Origin of the sequence: Pseudarthrobacter sp. DSP2-3-2b1, assembly GCF_049895945.1 — a bacterium.
Classification (GTDB): domain Bacteria; phylum Actinomycetota; class Actinomycetes; order Actinomycetales; family Micrococcaceae; genus Arthrobacter.
Genome location: NZ_JAFCTI010000002.1, coordinates 347,272 through 365,633, shown reverse-complemented (window position 1 = coordinate 365,633; position 18,362 = coordinate 347,272). Strand labels below are relative to the sequence as shown.

19 protein-coding genes and 1 riboswitch are annotated in these 18,362 nt (G+C 67.4%); of the genes, 14 read left to right on the top strand and 5 right to left on the bottom strand.

Going from position 1 to position 18,362, the window contains the following annotated elements; genetic code table 11:
* Nucleotides 1-5 precede the first annotated feature (5 nt).
* Nucleotides 6-126, top strand: a riboswitch (TPP riboswitch).
* The 4 genes from thiO (at nt 121) to ACP7AX_RS04215 (ending at nt 3,173) form a co-directional block, all read left to right on the top strand.
* A complete protein-coding gene (gene thiO / locus ACP7AX_RS04230; protein WP_426225508.1) occupies nt 121-1,383 on the top strand; it encodes a glycine oxidase ThiO in 1,263 nt (420 codons plus the stop codon). Its footprint overlaps the riboswitch before it by 6 nt.
* Complete coding sequence (gene thiS, locus ACP7AX_RS04225) at nt 1,380-1,616, top strand: sulfur carrier protein ThiS (protein ID WP_426225507.1); 237 nt, start codon at nt 1,380-1,382, stop codon at nt 1,614-1,616. The genes thiO and thiS overlap by 4 nt, the downstream gene beginning before the upstream one ends.
* 4 nt (nt 1,617-1,620) lie before the next feature.
* Nucleotides 1,621-2,442, top strand: coding sequence for a thiazole synthase (locus ACP7AX_RS04220; RefSeq protein ID WP_426225506.1), 822 nt, complete (start codon nt 1,621-1,623; stop codon nt 2,440-2,442).
* A gap of 59 nt (nt 2,443-2,501) precedes the next feature.
* Complete coding sequence (locus ACP7AX_RS04215) at nt 2,502-3,173, top strand: 4a-hydroxytetrahydrobiopterin dehydratase (RefSeq protein WP_426225505.1); 672 nt, start codon at nt 2,502-2,504, stop codon at nt 3,171-3,173.
* 30 nt (nt 3,174-3,203) lie between these two features.
* On the opposite strand, the gene ACP7AX_RS04210 is transcribed toward ACP7AX_RS04215, so the two are convergent.
* Genes ACP7AX_RS04210 through ACP7AX_RS04200 form a run of 3 tightly spaced genes read right to left on the bottom strand, consistent with a single transcriptional unit; the run spans nt 3,204 to nt 4,458 of the window.
* On the bottom strand, nt 3,204-3,506 hold the full coding sequence (locus ACP7AX_RS04210; protein WP_131682747.1) for a hypothetical protein: 303 nt from the start codon (nt 3,504-3,506) through the stop codon (nt 3,204-3,206).
* Nucleotides 3,507-3,519: 13 nt separating this feature from the next.
* Nucleotides 3,520-3,744: a DUF3107 family protein gene (locus ACP7AX_RS04205; protein WP_131682746.1), complete on the bottom strand. Its 225-nt coding sequence runs from the start codon at nt 3,742-3,744 to the stop codon at nt 3,520-3,522.
* Between the two features lie 51 nt (nt 3,745-3,795).
* Nucleotides 3,796-4,458 (bottom strand): TetR family transcriptional regulator, encoded by a 663-nt coding sequence (locus ACP7AX_RS04200; RefSeq protein WP_131682745.1) that lies wholly within the window; start codon nt 4,456-4,458, stop codon nt 3,796-3,798.
* Nucleotides 4,459-4,542: 84 nt separating this feature from the next.
* Here ACP7AX_RS04200 and moeB point away from each other — a divergent pair, with 84 nt between their 5' ends.
* Nucleotides 4,543-5,742, top strand: coding sequence for a molybdopterin-synthase adenylyltransferase MoeB (moeB, locus tag ACP7AX_RS04195; RefSeq protein ID WP_426225504.1), 1,200 nt, complete (start codon nt 4,543-4,545; stop codon nt 5,740-5,742).
* 34 nt (nt 5,743-5,776) lie between these two features.
* On the opposite strand, the gene ACP7AX_RS04190 is transcribed toward moeB, so the two are convergent.
* On the bottom strand, nt 5,777-7,090 hold the full coding sequence (locus ACP7AX_RS04190; protein WP_426225503.1) for a glutamyl-tRNA reductase: 1,314 nt from the start codon (nt 7,088-7,090) through the stop codon (nt 5,777-5,779).
* 158 nt (nt 7,091-7,248) lie between these two features.
* Between ACP7AX_RS04190 and hemE the strand changes: the two genes are divergently transcribed.
* Entirely contained in the window at nt 7,249-8,367 is a 1,119-nt protein-coding gene (gene hemE / locus ACP7AX_RS04185; protein WP_426225502.1) for a uroporphyrinogen decarboxylase, read from the top strand.
* A gap of 4 nt (nt 8,368-8,371) precedes the next feature.
* Nucleotides 8,372-9,862, top strand: a complete 1,491-nt coding sequence (hemG, locus tag ACP7AX_RS04180; protein ID WP_426225501.1) for a protoporphyrinogen oxidase — start codon at nt 8,372-8,374, stop codon at nt 9,860-9,862.
* Nucleotides 9,863-9,970: 108 nt separating this feature from the next.
* Here hemG and ACP7AX_RS04175 read toward each other — a convergent pair whose 3' ends face one another.
* On the bottom strand, nt 9,971-10,492 hold the full coding sequence (locus ACP7AX_RS04175) for a hypothetical protein (protein WP_426225500.1): 522 nt from the start codon (nt 10,490-10,492) through the stop codon (nt 9,971-9,973).
* Between the two features lie 449 nt (nt 10,493-10,941).
* On the opposite strand from ACP7AX_RS04175, the gene hemQ reads away from it, so the two are divergent.
* From hemQ to hemL, 7 genes are all read left to right on the top strand, one after another.
* Nucleotides 10,942-11,643, top strand: coding sequence for a hydrogen peroxide-dependent heme synthase (hemQ, locus tag ACP7AX_RS04170; protein WP_426225499.1), 702 nt, complete (start codon nt 10,942-10,944; stop codon nt 11,641-11,643).
* Nucleotides 11,640-12,899, top strand: a complete 1,260-nt coding sequence (locus ACP7AX_RS04165) for a ferrochelatase (protein ID WP_426225498.1) — start codon at nt 11,640-11,642, stop codon at nt 12,897-12,899. The genes hemQ and ACP7AX_RS04165 overlap by 4 nt, the downstream gene beginning before the upstream one ends.
* The gene (gene hemC / locus ACP7AX_RS04160; RefSeq protein WP_426225497.1) at nt 12,896-13,879 is read left to right on the top strand and encodes a hydroxymethylbilane synthase; all 984 of its coding nucleotides are present in this window, start codon (nt 12,896-12,898) and stop codon (nt 13,877-13,879) included. The genes ACP7AX_RS04165 and hemC overlap by 4 nt, the downstream gene beginning before the upstream one ends.
* Nucleotides 13,866-14,741 carry a uroporphyrinogen-III synthase gene (locus ACP7AX_RS04155; protein WP_426225496.1) on the top strand — a complete coding sequence of 292 codons (876 nt, stop codon included), beginning with the start codon at nt 13,866-13,868 and terminating at the stop codon, nt 14,739-14,741. Before hemC ends, ACP7AX_RS04155 begins: the two co-directional genes overlap by 14 nt.
* Nucleotides 14,738-15,718, top strand: coding sequence for a porphobilinogen synthase (hemB, locus tag ACP7AX_RS04150; RefSeq protein ID WP_131682735.1), 981 nt, complete (start codon nt 14,738-14,740; stop codon nt 15,716-15,718). The genes ACP7AX_RS04155 and hemB overlap by 4 nt, the downstream gene beginning before the upstream one ends.
* Nucleotides 15,719-15,771: 53 nt before the next feature.
* A complete protein-coding gene (locus ACP7AX_RS04145) occupies nt 15,772-16,896 on the top strand; it encodes an LLM class flavin-dependent oxidoreductase (RefSeq protein ID WP_426225495.1) in 1,125 nt (374 codons plus the stop codon).
* 73 nt (nt 16,897-16,969) lie between these two features.
* Nucleotides 16,970-18,289 carry a glutamate-1-semialdehyde 2,1-aminomutase gene (gene hemL, locus ACP7AX_RS04140; RefSeq protein ID WP_426225494.1) on the top strand — a complete coding sequence of 440 codons (1,320 nt, stop codon included), beginning with the start codon at nt 16,970-16,972 and terminating at the stop codon, nt 18,287-18,289.
* The last annotated feature ends 73 nt before the right edge of the window (nt 18,290-18,362 follow it).

The following is an 18,362-nucleotide window of genomic DNA, read 5'->3' as shown; positions in this document are numbered from 1 at the left end:
AACTGGGCGGGTACTGCGGGAGCCCGTAGCAGCCGTCATAAAGCTGCCGGGCTGAGAGGGCATCAGAGCCGACCGCTTGACCTGATCCGGCTAGTACCGGCGTAGGGAAGGAACCCCTTGATGCTTCACGCTGAGCAGACAATCCATGCGGACATCCACGCGGATGTGGCGGTGATCGGCGGCGGAGTGGTGGGCCATTGCATCGCCTGGGAAGCGAGGCGTTCGGGCCGTTCTGTGGCCCTGATCGACGACGCCCCCGGCCAGGGCGCCAGCTGGGCGGCTGCCGGGATGCTCGCACCGGTCAGCGAACTCCATTACCAGGAAGAGGACCTCCTGGAGCTGATGCTCGAGGCCTCCGGCCGGTGGCCTGCTTTTGCTGCGGACCTTGCCCGGGCGGGAGCCCCGGATCCCGGCTACCTGACGACGCCGACCCTCGCCGTCGGCGCGGATGCTGGGGACCGCCGGGCGCTGATGGACCTGCGTTCGGTCCAGCAGGCCAATGGCCTCCAGGTGGAACCGCTCACCGTCCGCGAGGCCAGGGCCAGGGAAAGCCTTCTCAGTCCGGCCATCTCCTGCGCCCTGGAGATTGCTGCGGACCATCAGGTTGATCCGCGGAAACTGGTGGCGTCCTTGCGGGAGCTCTTGTCTGCCCACGAACCCGGTGCGGGATCCATGGTTGACGGGGCCACCGGCGGATTCGCCGTGGAGGACCGGGCAGCTTCGCTTCTCTGGGCGGACGGGCACGTCGCCGGCGTGAAACTGGCACGCGGTGGGACCATCCTTGCCCGGGAGACCATCGTGGCCAACGGGTTGCACGCAGCCTCCCTTGAGGGCCTGCCGGAAGGACTGCACCTTCCCCTCCGGCCTGTCTACGGGGACATCCTGCGCCTGGCCGTGCCCCGGCACCTCCGCCCGCTGGTCACATCCACTGTCCGTGGGCTGGTCCACGGTGTGCCCGTTTATCTGGTTCCGCGGCAGGACGGCACGGTGGTGATCGGCGCCACCCAGCGTGAGGACGGGCTGTCAGCGGGGGAGGGCGCTGCCGGAGCTGGTGCCAAAAGCCATGCGGCAGTCTCCGCCGGCGGCGTCTACCAACTGCTGCGGGACGCCCAGGTCCTGGTGCCCGCAGTCTCGGAGCTGGAACTCCTCGAAAGTACCGCAAGGGCGCGCCCCGCCACCCCGGACAACGCACCGCTCCTTGGCAGGGTCCCCGGCATCCACGGGCTGATCATCGCCACCGGGTTCTTCCGCCACGGTGTGCTCCTGGCACCGGCGGCCGCAGCAATTTGCGCGGACCTGATGGATGGCCAGGAGGACCGGCGTTGGGAAGCCATGAACCCCACAAGATTTTCCCGCACCCACCCGCAAAAGGAATCAGTATGAACATCATCCTCAACGGCTTGCGCCATACCGTGGCCAGCGACGCTTCCATTACTGCCCTGGTCAGCCAGGTCACCGGCCGTACCCTCGCAGCCAGCGGCCAGGCGGCCGACGGCGGGAAACTCGGCGTGGCAGTGGCCCGTAATGCCGAAGTTGTGCCCCGCAGCCAGTGGTTCGTGACAGCGCTCGCCGAGGGTGACGACGTCGAACTCGTCACGGCAGTCCAGGGAGGCTGACACCATGACAGAAACCGGCATCATCCCGACAAGCGGAAAAGACCACCCAGTGTCCAACGACCCCCTGATCATCGACGGGGTGGGGCTCGGTTCCCGCCTGATCATGGGCACCGGCGGCGCCCCCAGCCTGGACGGTCTGGGCGCGGCCCTGCTCGCGTCCGGTACCGAACTGACCACGGTGGCCATGCGGCGCTACTCGCCATCCGAATCGGGATCCCTGTTCCAGCTCCTGGTGGACCATGGGATCCGGGTCCTGCCCAACACGGCAGGCTGTTTCACTGCGCGCGATGCGGTCATGACGGCTGAACTGGCCCGCGAAGCGCTTGAGACCGACTGGATCAAGCTGGAAGTCATCGCCGACGAACAGACCCTGTTGCCGGACGCCGTGGAGCTGGTGGACGCTACGGAACAGCTGGTGAACCGGGGTTTCAAGGTTTTCGCCTACACCAACGATGACCCGGTCCTCGCGCTTCGGCTGGAGAACCTGGGGGCCACCGCCGTGATGCCGCTCGGCGCGCCCATCGGCACCGGCCTGGGCATCCTGAACCCGCACAACATCGAACTGATCGTGTCGCGGGCGTCGGTGCCGGTGGTGCTGGACGCCGGTATCGGGACGGCGTCGGACGCGGCGCTCGCCATGGAACTGGGCTGTGATGCGGTTCTGCTGGCCACGGCAGTGACGCGCGCCCAGAACCCGGCCCTGATGGGCGAAGCCTTCAAGCACGCCGTTATCGCCGGTAGGCTGGCGAAAGCGGCCGGCAGGATACCGCGCCGTGAGCACGCCCTGGCGTCATCGGCCATGGAAGGCCGGGCAGAGTTCCTCTAGGCAGGTGCCTGCTGCCGTCCGCCGGGCCGGGCTCTGGAGTGTGAGCAAAGGAGACCGCTGTGGCCGGCAAGGAAGACGTACTCACCCGTGAGCAAATCGACGCAGCCCTGGCAACACTCCCGGACTGGCGGTATCGGTTGGGTGGCCTGGTCACCGTCTACAAGGCGCCGACGTCGGCCGTGGCACTCGAGCTGATTGCCGCCGTCGGACGTTCCGCGGAAGAACAGAACCATCACCCTGACCTGGACTGGCGCTACAACCGCGTGTTCATCCGCTATACCTCCCACGACGCCGGAGGTGAGGTCACGGAGCGCGACGTAGCTGCTGCCGAGGCAGCCAGTGCCGCGGCTGCCGCAGTGGGCGCTGAGGCCCAGCCCGGGCTGTTCCGGACGGTGGAAGTGGGCATCGATACAGCTGACCCCGCGGAGATCGCCGAAGTGTGGCGTGTCGCGTTGGGATATAGGAAGACCGCGGGCGGGGATCTGGTGGACCCTTATGGCCGTGGGCCCAACATCTGGTTCCAGGAAACCCGGACCCCCAACAGCAGCAGGTTCCATCTGGATGTGCACTGGAGCCAGGCCGAATCCGGGCCGGTGCTGGAGAAGACGGCTGCCACCGGGGCCTTAATGAACCGTGACCACGCACCCGACTGGGTGGTGGTCACGGATGCGCAGGGAAACCGGCTCTGTGTGTGCACCGAGGCAGGCGCCCAGCCCGGGCGCCCGTCCTGAACGGCACGCGGCGTCCCTCGAAAGGTCCCGCTACAGCCTGAGGGCCTGTGTCAGCCTCTTGGTGTCCTGCCGGGTGCGGGCCCGTCCGAGGTAGATGACGGTTCCGATGGCCGCCGCCGTGCCGAGAACCATCGGCAGGACCCACGGGATCCAGGTCAGCCCCGGTTTGTAGCCCAAGCCTGCTGCCATGAAAATGATCCAGCTGAGCGCGCCCACGGCAACGGCAACCCCTGCGGGCAGCCCCATGCCGTACCGGGTATGGCGTTTGTCATTTGCCCAGACGATAAAACCGGCAGCCGCTGTCGCGAGGACAACAATGGTGAGCGAAAGCAATGGATGCCTGCGGTTAGAACTGGCCGAAACCGACGCGGCGGGCTTCTTCGGCACCGATTTCCACGTAGCCCAGGGCATTGCCGGGAACGATGATGACCCGTCCCTTCTCATCCGTCAGGCGAAGCTCGCTGCCCTTGGTAATGGCTGCTTCCACAACTTTGGCAACGGCGTCGGCGTCCTGGTTGGATTCCAGGACGATTTCGCGGCCAATATTCTGTACGCCGATCTTAATTTCCAATGCGGGGCCTCCCAGCCAATCAAAATTTATTAGGTGTCTCTTATTTGTAGTCTAGGACTCTTTGGGAAAGCGCGAGATTCCGCGCCAAGCTAAACGGTAAATGAGGTCGCTGGCCACATCGAGGTCCAGATTCCCGTCCGTTTCCAGCCAGTAGCGTGCGCTGACCTGGGCCATTCCTGCCAGTCCGCGGCCCAGCAGCTGTGCTTCGAGGTGCGGCAGCTTGGTGTCTTCGGCGATCACTCGTGCCACGGCATCCGCGAAAGTCTTATTGAACGTTTCCAGCCTGGAGCTGACATCGGGATCGTTGATGAGGTCCGATTCAAAGACGAGCCGGTGCGCCTGGTCGTCACTGGCAATAAAACGGTAGTACGCCCGCATCACAGCCTGGACGCGCTCTTTATTGTCCACGGTGGAGCTCAGGGCGCCAAGCATCAGGTCCGTCAGGGAAGCGAGATGGCTGTCCAGCAGGGCAATGTACAGCTCCCGTTTGGACGGGAAATGCTGGTAGAGCACAGGTTTGCTGACATGGGCGGTCTCGGCGATCTCGTCCATCGCGGCGCCGTGGTAGCCATTGGCCACAAAGACCTCCTGGGCCGCGGCGAGCAGCTGCGCCCGCCGCTCATCCCGGGGAAGCCGGGCCGATCGTTGTCCTGTTCGCGGAGGTACGGCAGGTTCGCCGCCGGACGCCCGGTCAGCCCGTGCTTCATGGACCACAGTTGTCCTACTTTCCCTTGCAGTTATCTCCACTTTACTGTGCGGTAATATGACCGGGCGGTATCTCGGGGCATACATTGAAGTATGGCTTCAACATTGACCGCAAATGTCTCCCCTGTTTCTCTCGAACCGCTGGTGGAGCCCGCCGGTGAACTGACTCCGGCCGAGGTGGAACGCTATTCGCGGCACCTTATTATTCCCGAAATCGGTGCGGTGGGGCAGCGGCGGCTGAAGAACGCCAAGGTCCTGGTCATCGGTGCCGGGGGACTCGGCTCGCCGGCGCTGCTGTACCTTGCCGCCGCCGGAGTAGGGACGCTGGGAATAGTCGACGACGATTCCGTGGACCTCAGCAACCTGCAGCGCCAGGTGATCCACGGTGTTGCCGATGTAGGCCGGCCCAAAGTCGAATCAGCCCGGGAGGCCATCGCTGCATTGAACCCGCTGGTGGAGGTCCGGCTCCACGACCTGAGGCTTGACGCCACCAACGCCCTGGAGCTGTTCGCGGACTATGATCTCATCCTGGACGGCGCTGACAACTTCGCCACCCGGTACCTGGTCAACGATGCCGCTGCGATCCTGGGCAAACCCTACGTGTGGGGTTCCATCTTCCGCTTCGATGGCCAGGTCAGTGTGTTCTGGGAAAAGCACGGGCCCACCTACCGCGACCTGTATCCCGAGGCGCCGCCGGCCGGCTCCGTGCCCTCCTGCGGTGAAGGCGGCGTGTTCGGCATGCTCTGCGCGGCCGTGGGGTCCCTCATGGTGACGGAGGCAGTCAAGCTGATCACCGGCGTCGGGCGTTCCCTTTTGGGACGTGTGGCTCTGTTCGACGCCCTCGGCGGCAGCTGGCGTGAGATCCGTGTGTCCAAGGACCCTGCTGCGGAACCCATCACCGAACTGACGGACTATGACGCGTTCTGCGGCATCGCACCGGCCGCTGACACCGATACCGAGCACACCGTCACGGCCACCCAGCTGGCCACCATGCTGGCATCGCGCAAGGCGGGCCTGAAGGACTTCGAACTGGTGGACGTCCGCGAAACGGGTGAACACGACATTGTCAGCATCGACGGTGCCGTGCTGATCCCGCAGGGCCGCATTCTGGCCGGAGAAGCCTGGACCGAACTGCCGCAGGACAAGGACATTGTGTTCCACTGCAAGGCAGGGACCCGCTCGGCGGCCGTGCTGGCGGCGGCACGGAAGGCCGGTTACCAGCGGGTCAGCCATCTCGACGGCGGCATCCTGGCCTGGGTGCGCGACGTTGAGCCGCAAAAGCCCGTCTACTAGCAGCGCAATTCAGGAACGCGCGTTGCCGGGGCGGTCAGGCGGTTTCGAGGCCCCGGTGGTCCACAGGGCATTCCGCCGGGGCGGGGGCAGCCGGCTGCTCCACGGTGATTCCGTAGAGGGTTTCGAGGGCTGAAACGTAGTCGTCCTGCTGGCCGTTGGCGGCAAGCTCGCGCGCCCGCACCGTGGGTACGTGCAGCAGCTGCCTGACCATCCGGCGGAGGGCGAATTCCACTTCCTCGGCGGCCGCTGTGCAGCCGTGGCGCGCACGGACCTTCTCCATCTCGGCGTCCAGGACATTCATGGTGTGCCGGCGGAGAGCCACGATGGCCGAATCCACCGAGCGGACCTCGCGCTCCTGCTCGAAGGCCTGGGCTGCACCGGAAACAATGCCGCTGGCCTGGGCCAGCGATTCGGCCTGTTCCTGGGGTGCCGCCAGACGCACGGATTCCAGCGTGAGCAGCTCAACGCCGTCGAGCTCTCCCACTTCGGGGTCAAAATCGTGGGTGAGGGCGAGGTCGATGGCGATGAGTGGCTGCGGGGACAGGGCGCGGATCTCGGCCAGCTCTGCTGCCTCAACGCGGGTGTCCGAACCGCTGCAGCCGATCATGACGTCCGCGGCCGCGACGGCAGGCCGGAGCGAGTCCGAATCCAGGGCAGTCCCACCGCGTGTTGCGACGAAGCCTTCGGCGCGCCCGGAGGAGGAGAATACGGAGATATCGGTGCAGCCACGCTCACGCAGCAGCGCCATGGTGGCGCCGGCATAGGCGCCGGTGCCGAACACCACGACTTTTTTGGTGGACCAGTCAGGGAATTCGGACAAATCGGTGGCCAGATCCAGGGCGACGGAAACGATGGACAGGCCGCGGGAACCGAGGGCTGTCTGCGCGCCGACGTCCTTGGCCGTTTTGGATGCGGCCTGGAAGAGGCGGACCAGGCCCGAGCTGGCGGTGCCTTCATGCTGGGCGGTGATGAGGGCCCGCCGGACCTGCCCAGCGATTTCACGCTCACCCACGACGGCGGAATCCAGTCCGGCACTCACAGCGAACAGGTGCTGGGTGACTTCGGAACCGGTCCGGGTGCTGAAGGAACGCGAGACCAACTGCTCATTCAGGCCGCTGAGGCCGCTGATCTGGGAGACGAGGGCCGCGCGGGCTGCCTCGACATCGTCCGGATGCGGCGCTTCGCCGTAGATTTCATAGCGGTTGCAGGTGGCAAGGACTACCGCACCCGTCACTGCCGGCGATCCGGAGAGAGCGGATGTGGCGATCTCTGAAGCACCGTTGCTCAACTGAGCAACGGTCTCAAGATCGATGTCGGCGTGTGTAGCCACCAATGAGAAAAGAACCACAGCAGGTCAATCATAGCTTTTTCGTGGCCCGGTAGAACAACCAGGGGAGGTGGGCCTGGCAACAAGGGCCTGTGATTCGGACCACGGGGCCGGCGGCGATGCGGCAGGTGACAGGTTGTCGTTATCTTTTACGCCCGATTTTGGGCACAATCGAAAGCATGACTTCCAGCTCCGCCGTGTCCAATGCCGCGACCAATGCCCTGCCTGAGGGTGGCGCCCTTGCCGCCGGCCATCCGCTGATGGACGGGCGCACCGCGGATTCCCCGCTGATCACCGCGTACCGTGGCGGGAAGCCGTCCCGGCGCCCGGTGTGGTTCATGCGGCAGGCCGGACGCTCCCTCCCTGAGTACCTGAAGGTGCGCGAGGGCGTGGCAATGCTGGACTCGTGCCTGCGGCCGGAGCTGGCATCCGAGATCACCCTGCAGCCGGTCCGGCGCCACGACGTTGACGCGGCCATCTTCTTCTCGGACATTGTGATCCCGCTGAAGCTCGCGGGCGTCGGCGTGGACATTGTTCCCGGCGTGGGACCCGTGCTGGAGAAGCCGGTCCGCACCGCAGCGGATGTCGCCGCCCTGCCGCAGCTGACCTGGGAAGCGCTGGAGCCCATCCGGGAAGCGGTCCGCCTGACGGTGGCGCAGCTCGGCAAGACCCCCTTGATCGGTTTCGCCGGCGCACCCTTCACGCTCGCGGCGTACATGGTGGAAGGCAAGCCGTCCCGCGACCACCTGGGCCCGCGCACCATGATGCATGCGGACCCCCAAACCTGGACCGCCCTGGCCAACTGGGCAGCCGACGCCTCGGGCATGTTCCTGCGTGCGCAGCTTGAAGCAGGGGCCTCCGCGGGGCAGTTGTTTGATTCGTGGGCCGGGTCCTTGGGCTTGGCCGATTACGAGAAGTACGTGGCGCCCGCTTCGGCCCGCGCGCTGGACCACGTCCGTCACCTTGGCGCGCCGCTGATCCACTTCGGCACCGGAACCTCGGAACTGCTGGTTGCCATGCGCGACGTCGGCGTGGACGTTGTGGGCGTGGATTACCGCCTCCCGCTGGACGAGGCCAACAGGCGCCTGGGCGGCAGCGTCCCGCTGCAGGGAAACATCGATCCCGCACTGCTCTCCGCGCCGTGGGAGGTCCTTGAAGCCCACGTACGCGAAGTGATTGCAGCCGGAGCCGAGGCACCCGGCCATGTGCTGAACCTCGGCCACGGTGTGCCGCCCGAAACCGACCCCGCCGTCCTGACCCGGGTGGTCGAACTCATCCACTCCATCTCCCCGGAGTAGGTCCGTGGGCAGCACCACGAAGCCCGCCCGGACAGCCCTCGTCCTGGGCGGCGGCATCTCCGGCCTGCTGGCCGCGCGGGAGTTGGCCGCCGCGGGCCTTTCCGTGACCGTCCTGGAAGCGACGGACACGTGGGGCGGCTGCGTCGGCAGCCACGTTGTTGCCGGCCTGACCCTGGACAGCGGAGCCGAATCCTTCGCCACCCGGTCCACCGCCGTGGCCGACCTGGCCGGCGAACTGGGGCTCGCTGACAGGATCGTTGAGCCCAAGCCAGGCGGCGCCTGGGTGCAGCTTCCCGAGGGTGCGCGCGAACTGCCCAGGACGGGAGTATTGGGCATTCCCGCCAACCCCTGGGACCCGGAAGTCCGCCGGACGTTGGGCTTTACCGGCTCGCTCCGGGCGTCGCTGGACAGGTTCCTGCCGGCCTCGGTGGGCGTATCCGGGGATGTCACCAGCGTCTCGGCCTTGGTGCGCGCCCGGATGGGCCGCCGCGTCCTGGACCGCCTCGTGGCCCCGGTGGTCGGGGGAGTGCATTCAGCGGACCCCGCCCTCCTCGACGTCGACATGGTGGCCCCCGGGTTGCGCGCCGGGATCACCCGGCACGGCTCCCTCGCCGCGGCTGTTGCTGCCCAGCGGCGCAGTCCCGCTGCCCCGCAAACTCAGGCGCCGCCGTCGGGAACTCCCGCTTCCCACAATGCCGGCCAGCCTGCCCTCGCCAAGGCGGGCTCCGCCGTCGCGAGCCTTGTGGGCGGCATGCACACCCTCATCGCCGCCCTGCTCGCCGATTTGCGGGAGCGCGGCGTGACGCTGCAAGGCGGTTCAGCCGCGGAAATTGTTGCCCGGACGGCGGACGGCTGGCGTGTCACCACCGCGGACGCAACGTACGACGGCGGCGCGCTGGTGGTGGCGCTCCCGGGCCCGGCTGCCGTCGGGCTGCTGCAGGCAGCAGTGCCCGCACTGGCCGGCAGAAGTCCGGAAAGCGGGCCCGACGTCCGGCTGGTCACGCTCGTGGTGGACGTGCCCGAGCTGGACGGGCGGCCGCGGGGCACCGGGATCCTGGTGGCACCCCAGGCTCCGGGTATTGAAGCGAAAGCCCTCACGCATGCAACGGCAAAATGGGACTGGCTGGCTGCCGCGGCAGGACCGGGAACCCATGTGCTGCGGCTGTCCTATGGGCGCCTGGACGGAACCGCAACCACGGGTTCCACAGGCGCGGCGCCCACAAGCGACGCGGAACTCCTGGCTGCAGCCCTGCGCGACGCGTCTGCACTGCTGGAGGTCCCGGTCCAGAGCAAAGACGTTGTTGATTGGGATGTTGTCAGGTGGGAAGGGGCCCTGCCTTTTGCGGCCGTTGGGCACAAGGCGCGGGTGGCCGAGGTCAGGGAACTCTGCGCCGCACAGCCAGCGCTGGCCATTGTAGGCGGGTGGGTGGCCGGCAACGGACTCGCCGCCGTGGTGTCTGACACACGTCAGCAGGTTCGAAAACTGCTCAGCTGACCATCGTCCCTGCTCAGCCGGGGATCGGCGGTGCAGGGCGTTTTTGGAGGGGTATTTTTCGGTTTTCGCTCCCTTCGCGATGTGGCTAGGGTCGGTACCTATGGTTATTTACAGGTCCGAACTTTCCCGTTCCCGGACCAGTGTCCATGGGGGACTCCGGCGCGGAGCTGCAGCCGCCGCCATCGGAGCGATACTGGTCTTTTCCGCAGGAGTGCCGGCGTCATACGCGGCCAACGGCAAAGAGCCGCCCGCCCGGCCCGGGCATGCAGCCGGCTCAGGCAAGGAACCTGCCGAAAGAGGTCCACTGAAGGACCTGTTGGGCATTTCCGACGGGTCTGCCGGCGCCACCGACACTCCGTCGCCTGTTCCGTCGTCGTCACCCGCAGCCACTTCGAGCGCCGCGCGAACACCGGCGGCCACCACACCGTCACCGGTCCCCACGACACCGCCTTCTTCGCCGGCGCCTGCATCCCCTGCCCCTGCATCCCCTGCCCCGGCATCCCCTTCCGCCGCGCCGACGCCGGCCTCCCCGGCTCCGGCCGCGCCGGGTGAGGCGGCTTCCGGCACGCCCGCCCAAAGTCCTTCGACGCCGGGATCCCCTGTCCCGCCGTCGGGTACCTCAGGGGACACCGGAGCAGCGTCAGGAGCTGCCGGAAATTCTTCGGTTGCGGAAGGCACCGCTGCCGAGCCGGCGCCGGGTCCGATGTACCGGGGTCAGCCGGATTCCACCCAAGCACTCACGCCCACGGGAAGCCCGTCCCCGTCCAGTGCCACCAGCGCCGGTCCCACACCGACTGCCGGTAAAGGTACCGCCGGAAGTTCGCCGTCCAGGCAGGCCACTGCGTCCGCCACAAACGCTGAACCGGAGCCCGAAGCGGCGAAGGTCTGGCTCGGTGTGGGGCTGCTGGGTTCCGCTGGGGCCGCCGGACTGGTTTTCGCCCGGATCCGCCGGATCTAAGACGGACCGGAAACGGCCCATTGGAACCACGTGGGCCGGGATCTGTGAAGTTCACCACTTCTACGCACTGTAGAAGTCGTCGGTTTCGACTTGCAGGTTCGGAAGGGGCAAACTTGTAACCATGAGCCACACTTCTGCCGAATCTGTCACCAAAACCGAAGAATCAGCCGAGCAGTTCTTCACGCTGTGGACCGTGTTCAAGCGGTCTGAAAAGCTGGTGCGCAGCGCCGATGCTGCTACCGACTTCGAAGCGCTGTTGTCCCGGCTGGCCGAGGCAGGCGTGACGCACCGCGGAAGCTATGACGTATCAGCCATGCGCGCAGACGCCGACGTGATGGTGTGGCTTCACGGTGCGAAGCCCGAGGCGCTGCAGCAGGCCATCCGCGACATCCGCCGCAGTTCGCTTTTTGCCGGCACCGAGATCGTCTGGTCCGCCATGGGCGTCCACCGCGAAGCTGAGTTCGCCAAGAACCACACCCCCGCTTATTCGCGCGGTGTGGCGCCGGCTGAATGGCTGTGCGTGTACCCGTTTGTCCGCTCCTACGAGTGGTACATCCTGCCCGAGGAAGAGCGCGGCAAGATGCTGCGCGATCACGGCCTGCTGGGCCGGGAATTCCCGCAGGTCATCTCCAACACCGTGTCCTCCTTCGCCCTGGGGGACTGGGAGTGGATCCTCGGGCTCGAGGCTCCTGAGCTGGTGGACCTGGTGGACCTCATGCGGCACCTTCGCGCCACCGAGGCCCGCAACCACGTCCGGGAGGAAGTCCCGTTCTACACCGGCCGCCGCATCGGCGCCGCAGAGGTCGCAGAGGTCCTCGCGTGAGCCCGCTGGATCCCCAGGCCGGCTCCGCAGTCACGGAGGTTAATCCGGTCACCGAGGCCGGCCGGATGCCGCCCAAGGATTACGACGCCGTCCTGCTCGCCTCCTTCGGCGGCCCGGAAGGCCAGGAGGACGTCCTCCCGTTCCTGCGCAACGTCACCCGTGGCCGCGGCATCCCCGATGAGCGGCTCGAAGAGGTATCGCACCATTACCGCGCCAACGGCGGCATCAGCCCCATCAACGAGCAGAACCGCCAGCTCAAGGCCGCCCTCGAAGCGGAGCTCGCCGCCCGCGGGATCGAACTTCCCGTGCTCTGGGGCAACCGGAACTGGGATCCCTACATCCCGCAGACCCTGCAGGACGCGTACGACGCCGGCCACCGCCGGCTGCTGATGGTCACCACCAGCGCCTACTCCTGTTACTCCAGCTGCCGCCAGTACCGTGAGGACATCGGCGTTGCGCTGACCGAGAGCGGCCTTGACGGCCGGCTTGAGGTGGACAAGGTCCGCCAGTACTTCGACCACCCTGGCTTTGTGGAGCCGTTCATCGAAGGTACGGCCGCAGGCCTAGCCGATGTGCAGAAGCAGCTCGCCGCCGCCGGCACCCCTGACGCCCCGGTGCACATCCTTTTTGCCACGCACTCCATTCCAACCCGCGACGCCGAAGCGGCCGGCCGGTCCGAGGCTGAGCCGCGGGAATTCGAGGAAGGGTCCGCATACGTTGCCCAGCACCTGGCCACCGGCGCCAAGGTTATCGAAAGGGTCCAGGCTGAATCCGGCCTGACAGCACCCTGGTCCCTGGTGTACCAGTCCCGCTCCGGCGCCCCGCATGTTCCGTGGCTCGAACCGGACATCAACGACGCCATCGAGGACCTTGCCGGCCGGGGCATCAAGGGCATTGTGATCGTGCCGCTGGGATTCGTCAGCGACCATATGGAAGTTGTCTGGGACCTGGATACCGAAGCGCTGGAGACCTGCCGCAACCTTGGCCTGGCCGCCACCCGGGTTCCCACGCCTGGCACGCACCGCAAGTTCGTGACCGGTCTGGTGGACCTCATCTCGGAACGGACCGTTGCGAACAACATCAGTGACCGGCCTGCGCTGACCAAGCTCGGCCCTTGGTACGACGTCTGCCGGCCGGGCTGCTGCGCAAACTTCCGCGGCGAGAAGCCGACCATCGCAGGGGCCGACACCACCGTTGGCACCGGACATGACGCCTACCCGGCAGCCGCCGCGGCGCCGGAGGGCGGCACACCGTGACCGTCCGGATCGGAACCAGGGCCAGCAAACTCGCCCTGACCCAGACCCAGCAGACCGCGGACCAGCTTTCCGCCGTCGGGGGCTTCCCCGTTGAACTGGTCCGCATCACCACTGAAGGTGACGTCAAGACCGGTTCACTCTCGCAGATGGGCGGCACCGGAGTGTTCGTCGCAGCGCTGCGCGATGCCCTCCTGCAGGAAACCTGCGATGTCGCCGTGCATTCGCTCAAGGATCTCCCCACCGGCGCGGCACTGGGCCTAACCATCGCCGCCACCCCCAAGCGGGTGGATGTCCGTGACGTCCTGTGCGCGCGGGACGGCCTCAAACTGGCCGATCTGCCGCACGGCGCCACAGTAGGGACCGGCTCGCCCCGCCGCGCCGCCCAGCTCCGCGCCACCCGTCCGGACCTGAACGTCCTGGACATCCGCGGAAACGTTGACACGCGCCTGGGCCGGGTGCCCGGGCTGCCCGGGAACGCGCCGGACGCCCCCGGCGACCTGGACGCCGTGGTGCTCGCGGCAGCAGGGCTGGAAAGGATCGGCCGGCTGGACACGGTAAGCGAGTTCCTCGAGACCGATGTCATGCTCCCGGCCCCCGGCCAGGGTTCGCTGGCGATTGAGTGCCGCACGGCCGATGCTCCCGGCGGGGCCAATTCCGCGGCAGGCTCACAGGGCGTACTTGCCCAGGCCCTCGCTGCGCTCAACGACGACGACACCCGCCTGGCCGTCACGGCCGAACGCGCCGTACTGGCGCGACTGGAAGCCGGCTGCGCAGCACCGGTAGGCGCCTTCGCGTACCGCAAGGGCAGCATGCTGTACCTCGAGGCGGTGGTGTGCGCCGTGGACGGAACCAAAACCGTGCGCCAGAAGAAGGCCACCGACGGTCTCACCGAGATCGGCGCAACGCTGCTGGGAATCGAGGTTGCCGAGCTCCTGCTCGCTGACGGCGCCGCGGAGATCGCGGACCTTGCAGCTTCATGACACGCCCGCTGGGGTGCTGAACGGCAGGCGCGTCCTGATTACCCGGAGCGCTGACCGCGCCCGGCCGCTTGCCTCGCTGCTCAGCAGCCTGGGGGCCGAACCGCTGGTCCTGCCGCTCATTGATTTCGAACGGGCCACAGACCAGCAGGCACTGGATGCCGCCCTGGATGCCCTGGTGGCCGGGGCCTTCGACTGGCTGGTGGTCAGCAGCATCACCACGGTACGGGTGCTGGTTGAGAAGGCCACGGAGCGCGGAACGACGCCGGCTGCCCTGGTGCCGGCCGGGACACGCGTGGCCACCATCGGGCCTTCCTCCCGGCAAACGCTGGAAGCTGTGGGGATCCCCGTGGCCCTGGCCCCGGTGGACATCCAGTCAGCCGAGGGACTCGTGGATCTCTGGACCGCCGCTCCGGAAAGCGTGCTTCTGCCACAGGCGGACATCGCAGCCATGGCCCTGCGTGAGGGCCTGGCCGCCAAGGGCGCCGCCGTCACCGCCGTCGTCGCATACCACACAGTGGATTTCCCGGCCCGGCCGGAACTCCGCCTGGCAGCGGAGCTGCCGCCCGCCGTCGGCAGTTCCATTCATTCAGATATACGGGAGCTGAGCCCGGCACAGACCAGGCGCGAGCTCGACGGCGGGACGATAGACGCCGTCGTGGCCGCATCACCCAGCGCCGCACGCCGCATCGCCGCGACCCTGCTCCCGCTGGGCAGATGCCGTTTCATCGCCATCGGGCGTCCGACGGCGGCAGAAGCCGCCGCGCTGGGCATCCCGGTGGCCGGCACCGCCAAAGTACCCACCCCGGACGGCATTGTGGCCGCCCTGGGCTCCGTATTCGCCAACGAAGGGACCATCCGATGAGCTTTCCGAACCACCGTCCGCGCCGGCTGCGCACCACCCCGGCCATGCGCCGGCTCACCGCAGAGTACCGTCTGGCCCCGGCAGACCTGATCCTTCCGGCGTTCATCCGCGAAGGCATCAGCGAGCCCGTCCCCATCACCTCCATGCCGGGCGTGGTGCAGCACACCACCGAGTCCCTGAAGCGGGCCGCGGCCGAGGCCGTGCAACTGGGAGTCGGCGGGATCATGCTCTTCGGTGTTCCGGCCGTGCGCGATGCCCGCGGCACCGCGTCCCTGGACCCGGACGGTGTGCTCAACAAGGCCATCCGCGACGTCCGCGCCGAAGTGGGCGATGACCTGGTGATCATGGGCGACGTCTGCCTTGACGAATTCACCGATCACGGCCACTGCGGCGTCCTCGACGCCGACGGCTACGTGGATAACGACGCCACACTGGAAATCTACGGCCAGATGGCCGTGGCCCAGGCCGACGCCGGCGCCCACGTCCTGGGCCCGTCCGGCATGATGGACGGCCAGATCGCCGTCATCCGCCAGGCCCTGGAGGAATCCGGCCACAAGAACACCGTCATCCTCGCCTACGCGGCGAAGTATGCCTCCGCCTTCTACGGCCCCTTCCGTGAAGCCGTGGACTCCCAGCTCAAAGGCGACCGCCGCACGTACCAGATGGATGCCGCCAACCGCCGCGAAGCCATCCTCGAGGTGGAACTGGACCTTGAAGAAGGCGCCGACATGGTCATGGTGAAGCCGGCCATGAGCTACCTGGACATCCTCGCGGACGTCGCCGCGATGAGCCCCGTGCCGGTCTCTGCCTACCAGATTTCCGGCGAATACGCGATGATCGAGGCCGCCGCCGGCAACGGCTGGATCGACCGGCGTGGGGCCATTATGGAATCCGTCCTCGGTATCAAGCGGGCAGGTGCCGATACCGTCCTGACCTACTGGGCCTCCGAGCTTGCGGGCTGGCTCAGGGAATCCTGACGGATTCGTGACAGTGCGGGAATGTTTCCGGACCGCCGGTGGTTTGTATGCGTATGCATGAAAACAGCGAGCTTCCCGTGACCAGTCCTGCCATCAAGGGCAACCCCACCGCCCCCGTCCCGGCGGACACCATCCTTCTGGGCGTCAGTACATTCGGTGACGTCGACCTCGATGCCGGCGGCGCACCCAAGCACCACGCCCAGGTGCTGCGGCAGGTGGTGGAGCAGGCCAAGGTGGCTGACGCCGTCGGACTCCATTCCTTCGGCGTGGGGGAGCACCACCGCAAGGACTTCGCCGTCAGCGCGCCGGAGGTTGTGCTGGCAGCCATCGCCACGGCTACGGAGAATATCCGGCTGGGCAGCGCCGTGACCGTCCTGAGCTCGGACGATCCCGTGCGCGTCTTCCAGCGGTTCGCCACCCTGGACGCCCTCTCCAACGGCCGCGCCGAAGTGATCCTGGGCCGGGGCTCCTTCACGGAATCCTTCCCCCTGTTCGGCTATGACCTTGGCGATTACGACGTCCTGTTCGAAGAGAAGCTGGACATCTATGACCGCGTACGGACCCAGAACCCGGTGAACTGGGACGGCCGGACCAGGGCCAGCCTCCGCGGACAGATGGTCTACCCGCACGTGGAAGGGCGTCTGCTTCCCACCTGGATCGGCGTGGGCGGCTCACCCCAGTCCGTGGTCCGCACCGCCTCCTACGGTTACCCGATGGTCCTGGCGATCATCGGCGGCGAGCCGGAACGGTTCCGCCCCTATGCCGACCTGTACCGGCGCACCCTCGCCGACGCCGGCAAGGAACCGCAGGCACTGTCCGTCCATTCACCGGGGTATGTGGCCGAGACTGACGAACAGGCCCTTGAGGAGTACTATCCGCATTGGCTGGCCACCAGGAACAAGATCGGGGCGGAGCGCGGCTGGGGCCCGGCCGGGCGGGGCGAGTTCGAGGCCGCGGCTGACGAGGACGGCGCCCTGTTCATCGGTTCCCCGGAAACAGTGGCCGCGAAGGTGGTCAGGCTGAAGGGCACCCTCGGCGCGGACCGCTTCGAGATGAAATACAGCAGCGGCACCCTGCCGCACGCCCAGATGCTGCACTCCATCGAACTGTTCGGTTCCAAAGTGGCGCCGCTCGTCGCGGACAGGCTCGCGGACGTGCCCGCGGACCGCCGACAGTAGCCGTCAGCAGGACCCGCCGGAGCCCGCGTGGCGTGGGCTCCGGCGGCACCCTGGGGGATGGGAGAATAAGGGCATGACTCGTTCCGATGCCCTCTTCGCCCGTGCCCAAACCCTGATGCCCGGTGGCGTCAACTCGCCCGTCCGGGCTTTTGGCTCGGTGGGCGGCACGCCGCGCTTTATGGTGTCGGCCAAAGGACCGTACCTGACGGACGCCGACGGGAACGAGTACGTTGACCTGGTCTGCTCCTGGGGACCCGCACTCCTGGGCCACGCCCACCCGGCAGTCCTGGAAGCCGTGCACGCCGCCGTGGACCGGGGCCTGTCCTTCGGTGCCTCCACCCCGGACGAGGCCAACCTGGCCGCCATCGTGCAGGAGCGTGTGCCGGCCGCCGAGCGCGTGCGGATGGTCTCCACCGGCACCGAGGCCACCATGACGGCTGTGCGGCTGGCACGCGGTTTCACCGGCCGCAACCTCATCATCAAGTTTGCCGGCTGCTACCACGGCCACCTTGACGGGCTGCTTGCCGCCGCCGGATCCGGTGTTGCCACCCTGGCACTGCCCGGCTCGGCCGGTGTCACCGAGGCCACTGCCGCCGAAACCCTGGTGCTGCCGTATAACGACCTCGCCGCCGTCGAGGCTGCCTTTGCTGCGCATGGACCCAACATCGCGGCCGTCATTACCGAGGCCGCCCCCGCCAACATGGGCGTGGTGACGCCGGGGGAGGGCTTCAACCTGGGGCTGTCCCGCATCACCCGTGAGCACGGTGCCCTCCTGATCCTGGACGAAGTCCTGACCGGCTTCCGCACCGGCTACTCGGGATACTGGGGGCTGACCGGCGGCGCCCCGGACGCCGCCGAGCCGTGGGCGCCGGACCTGCTCACCTTCGGCAAGGTCATTGGCGGCGGCATGCCGACGGCGGCCCTCGCCGGGCGTGCGGACGTCATGGACTACCTTGCACCCCTCGGCCCGGTCTACCAGGCAGGCACACTCTCCGGTAACCCCGTGGCCATGGCGGCCGGCGTTGCCACCCTGACGCACGCCACCCGCGATGTCTACTCGTTTGTGGACGTCCGCTCGCTGGAGCTTTCCTCGGCAGTGTCCGCGGCTCTGGATGAGGCCGGCGTGGACCACTCCGTCCAGTTCGCCGGGAACCTGTTCTCGGTGGCCTTCGGAACCTCGGCCAACGGTGTACACAATTACGCTGACGCCCAAGCCCAGGAGACCTTCCGGTACGCGCCGTTCTTCCACTCCATGCTGGACTCCGGGGTCTACCTGCCGCCGTCCGTCTTCGAGGCCTGGTTCCTCTCCGCTGCCCATGACGACGCCGCCATGAACCGGATCTTCGACGCCCTGCCGGCAGCCGCGAAAGCTGCCGCCGCCGCGCAAGGCTAGCGCCGCCGTCGGACGCTTAAACCGGAAATCCCCGCCTCCCGGACAACTCCCCGCCTCATACGAGGGGGGTAGT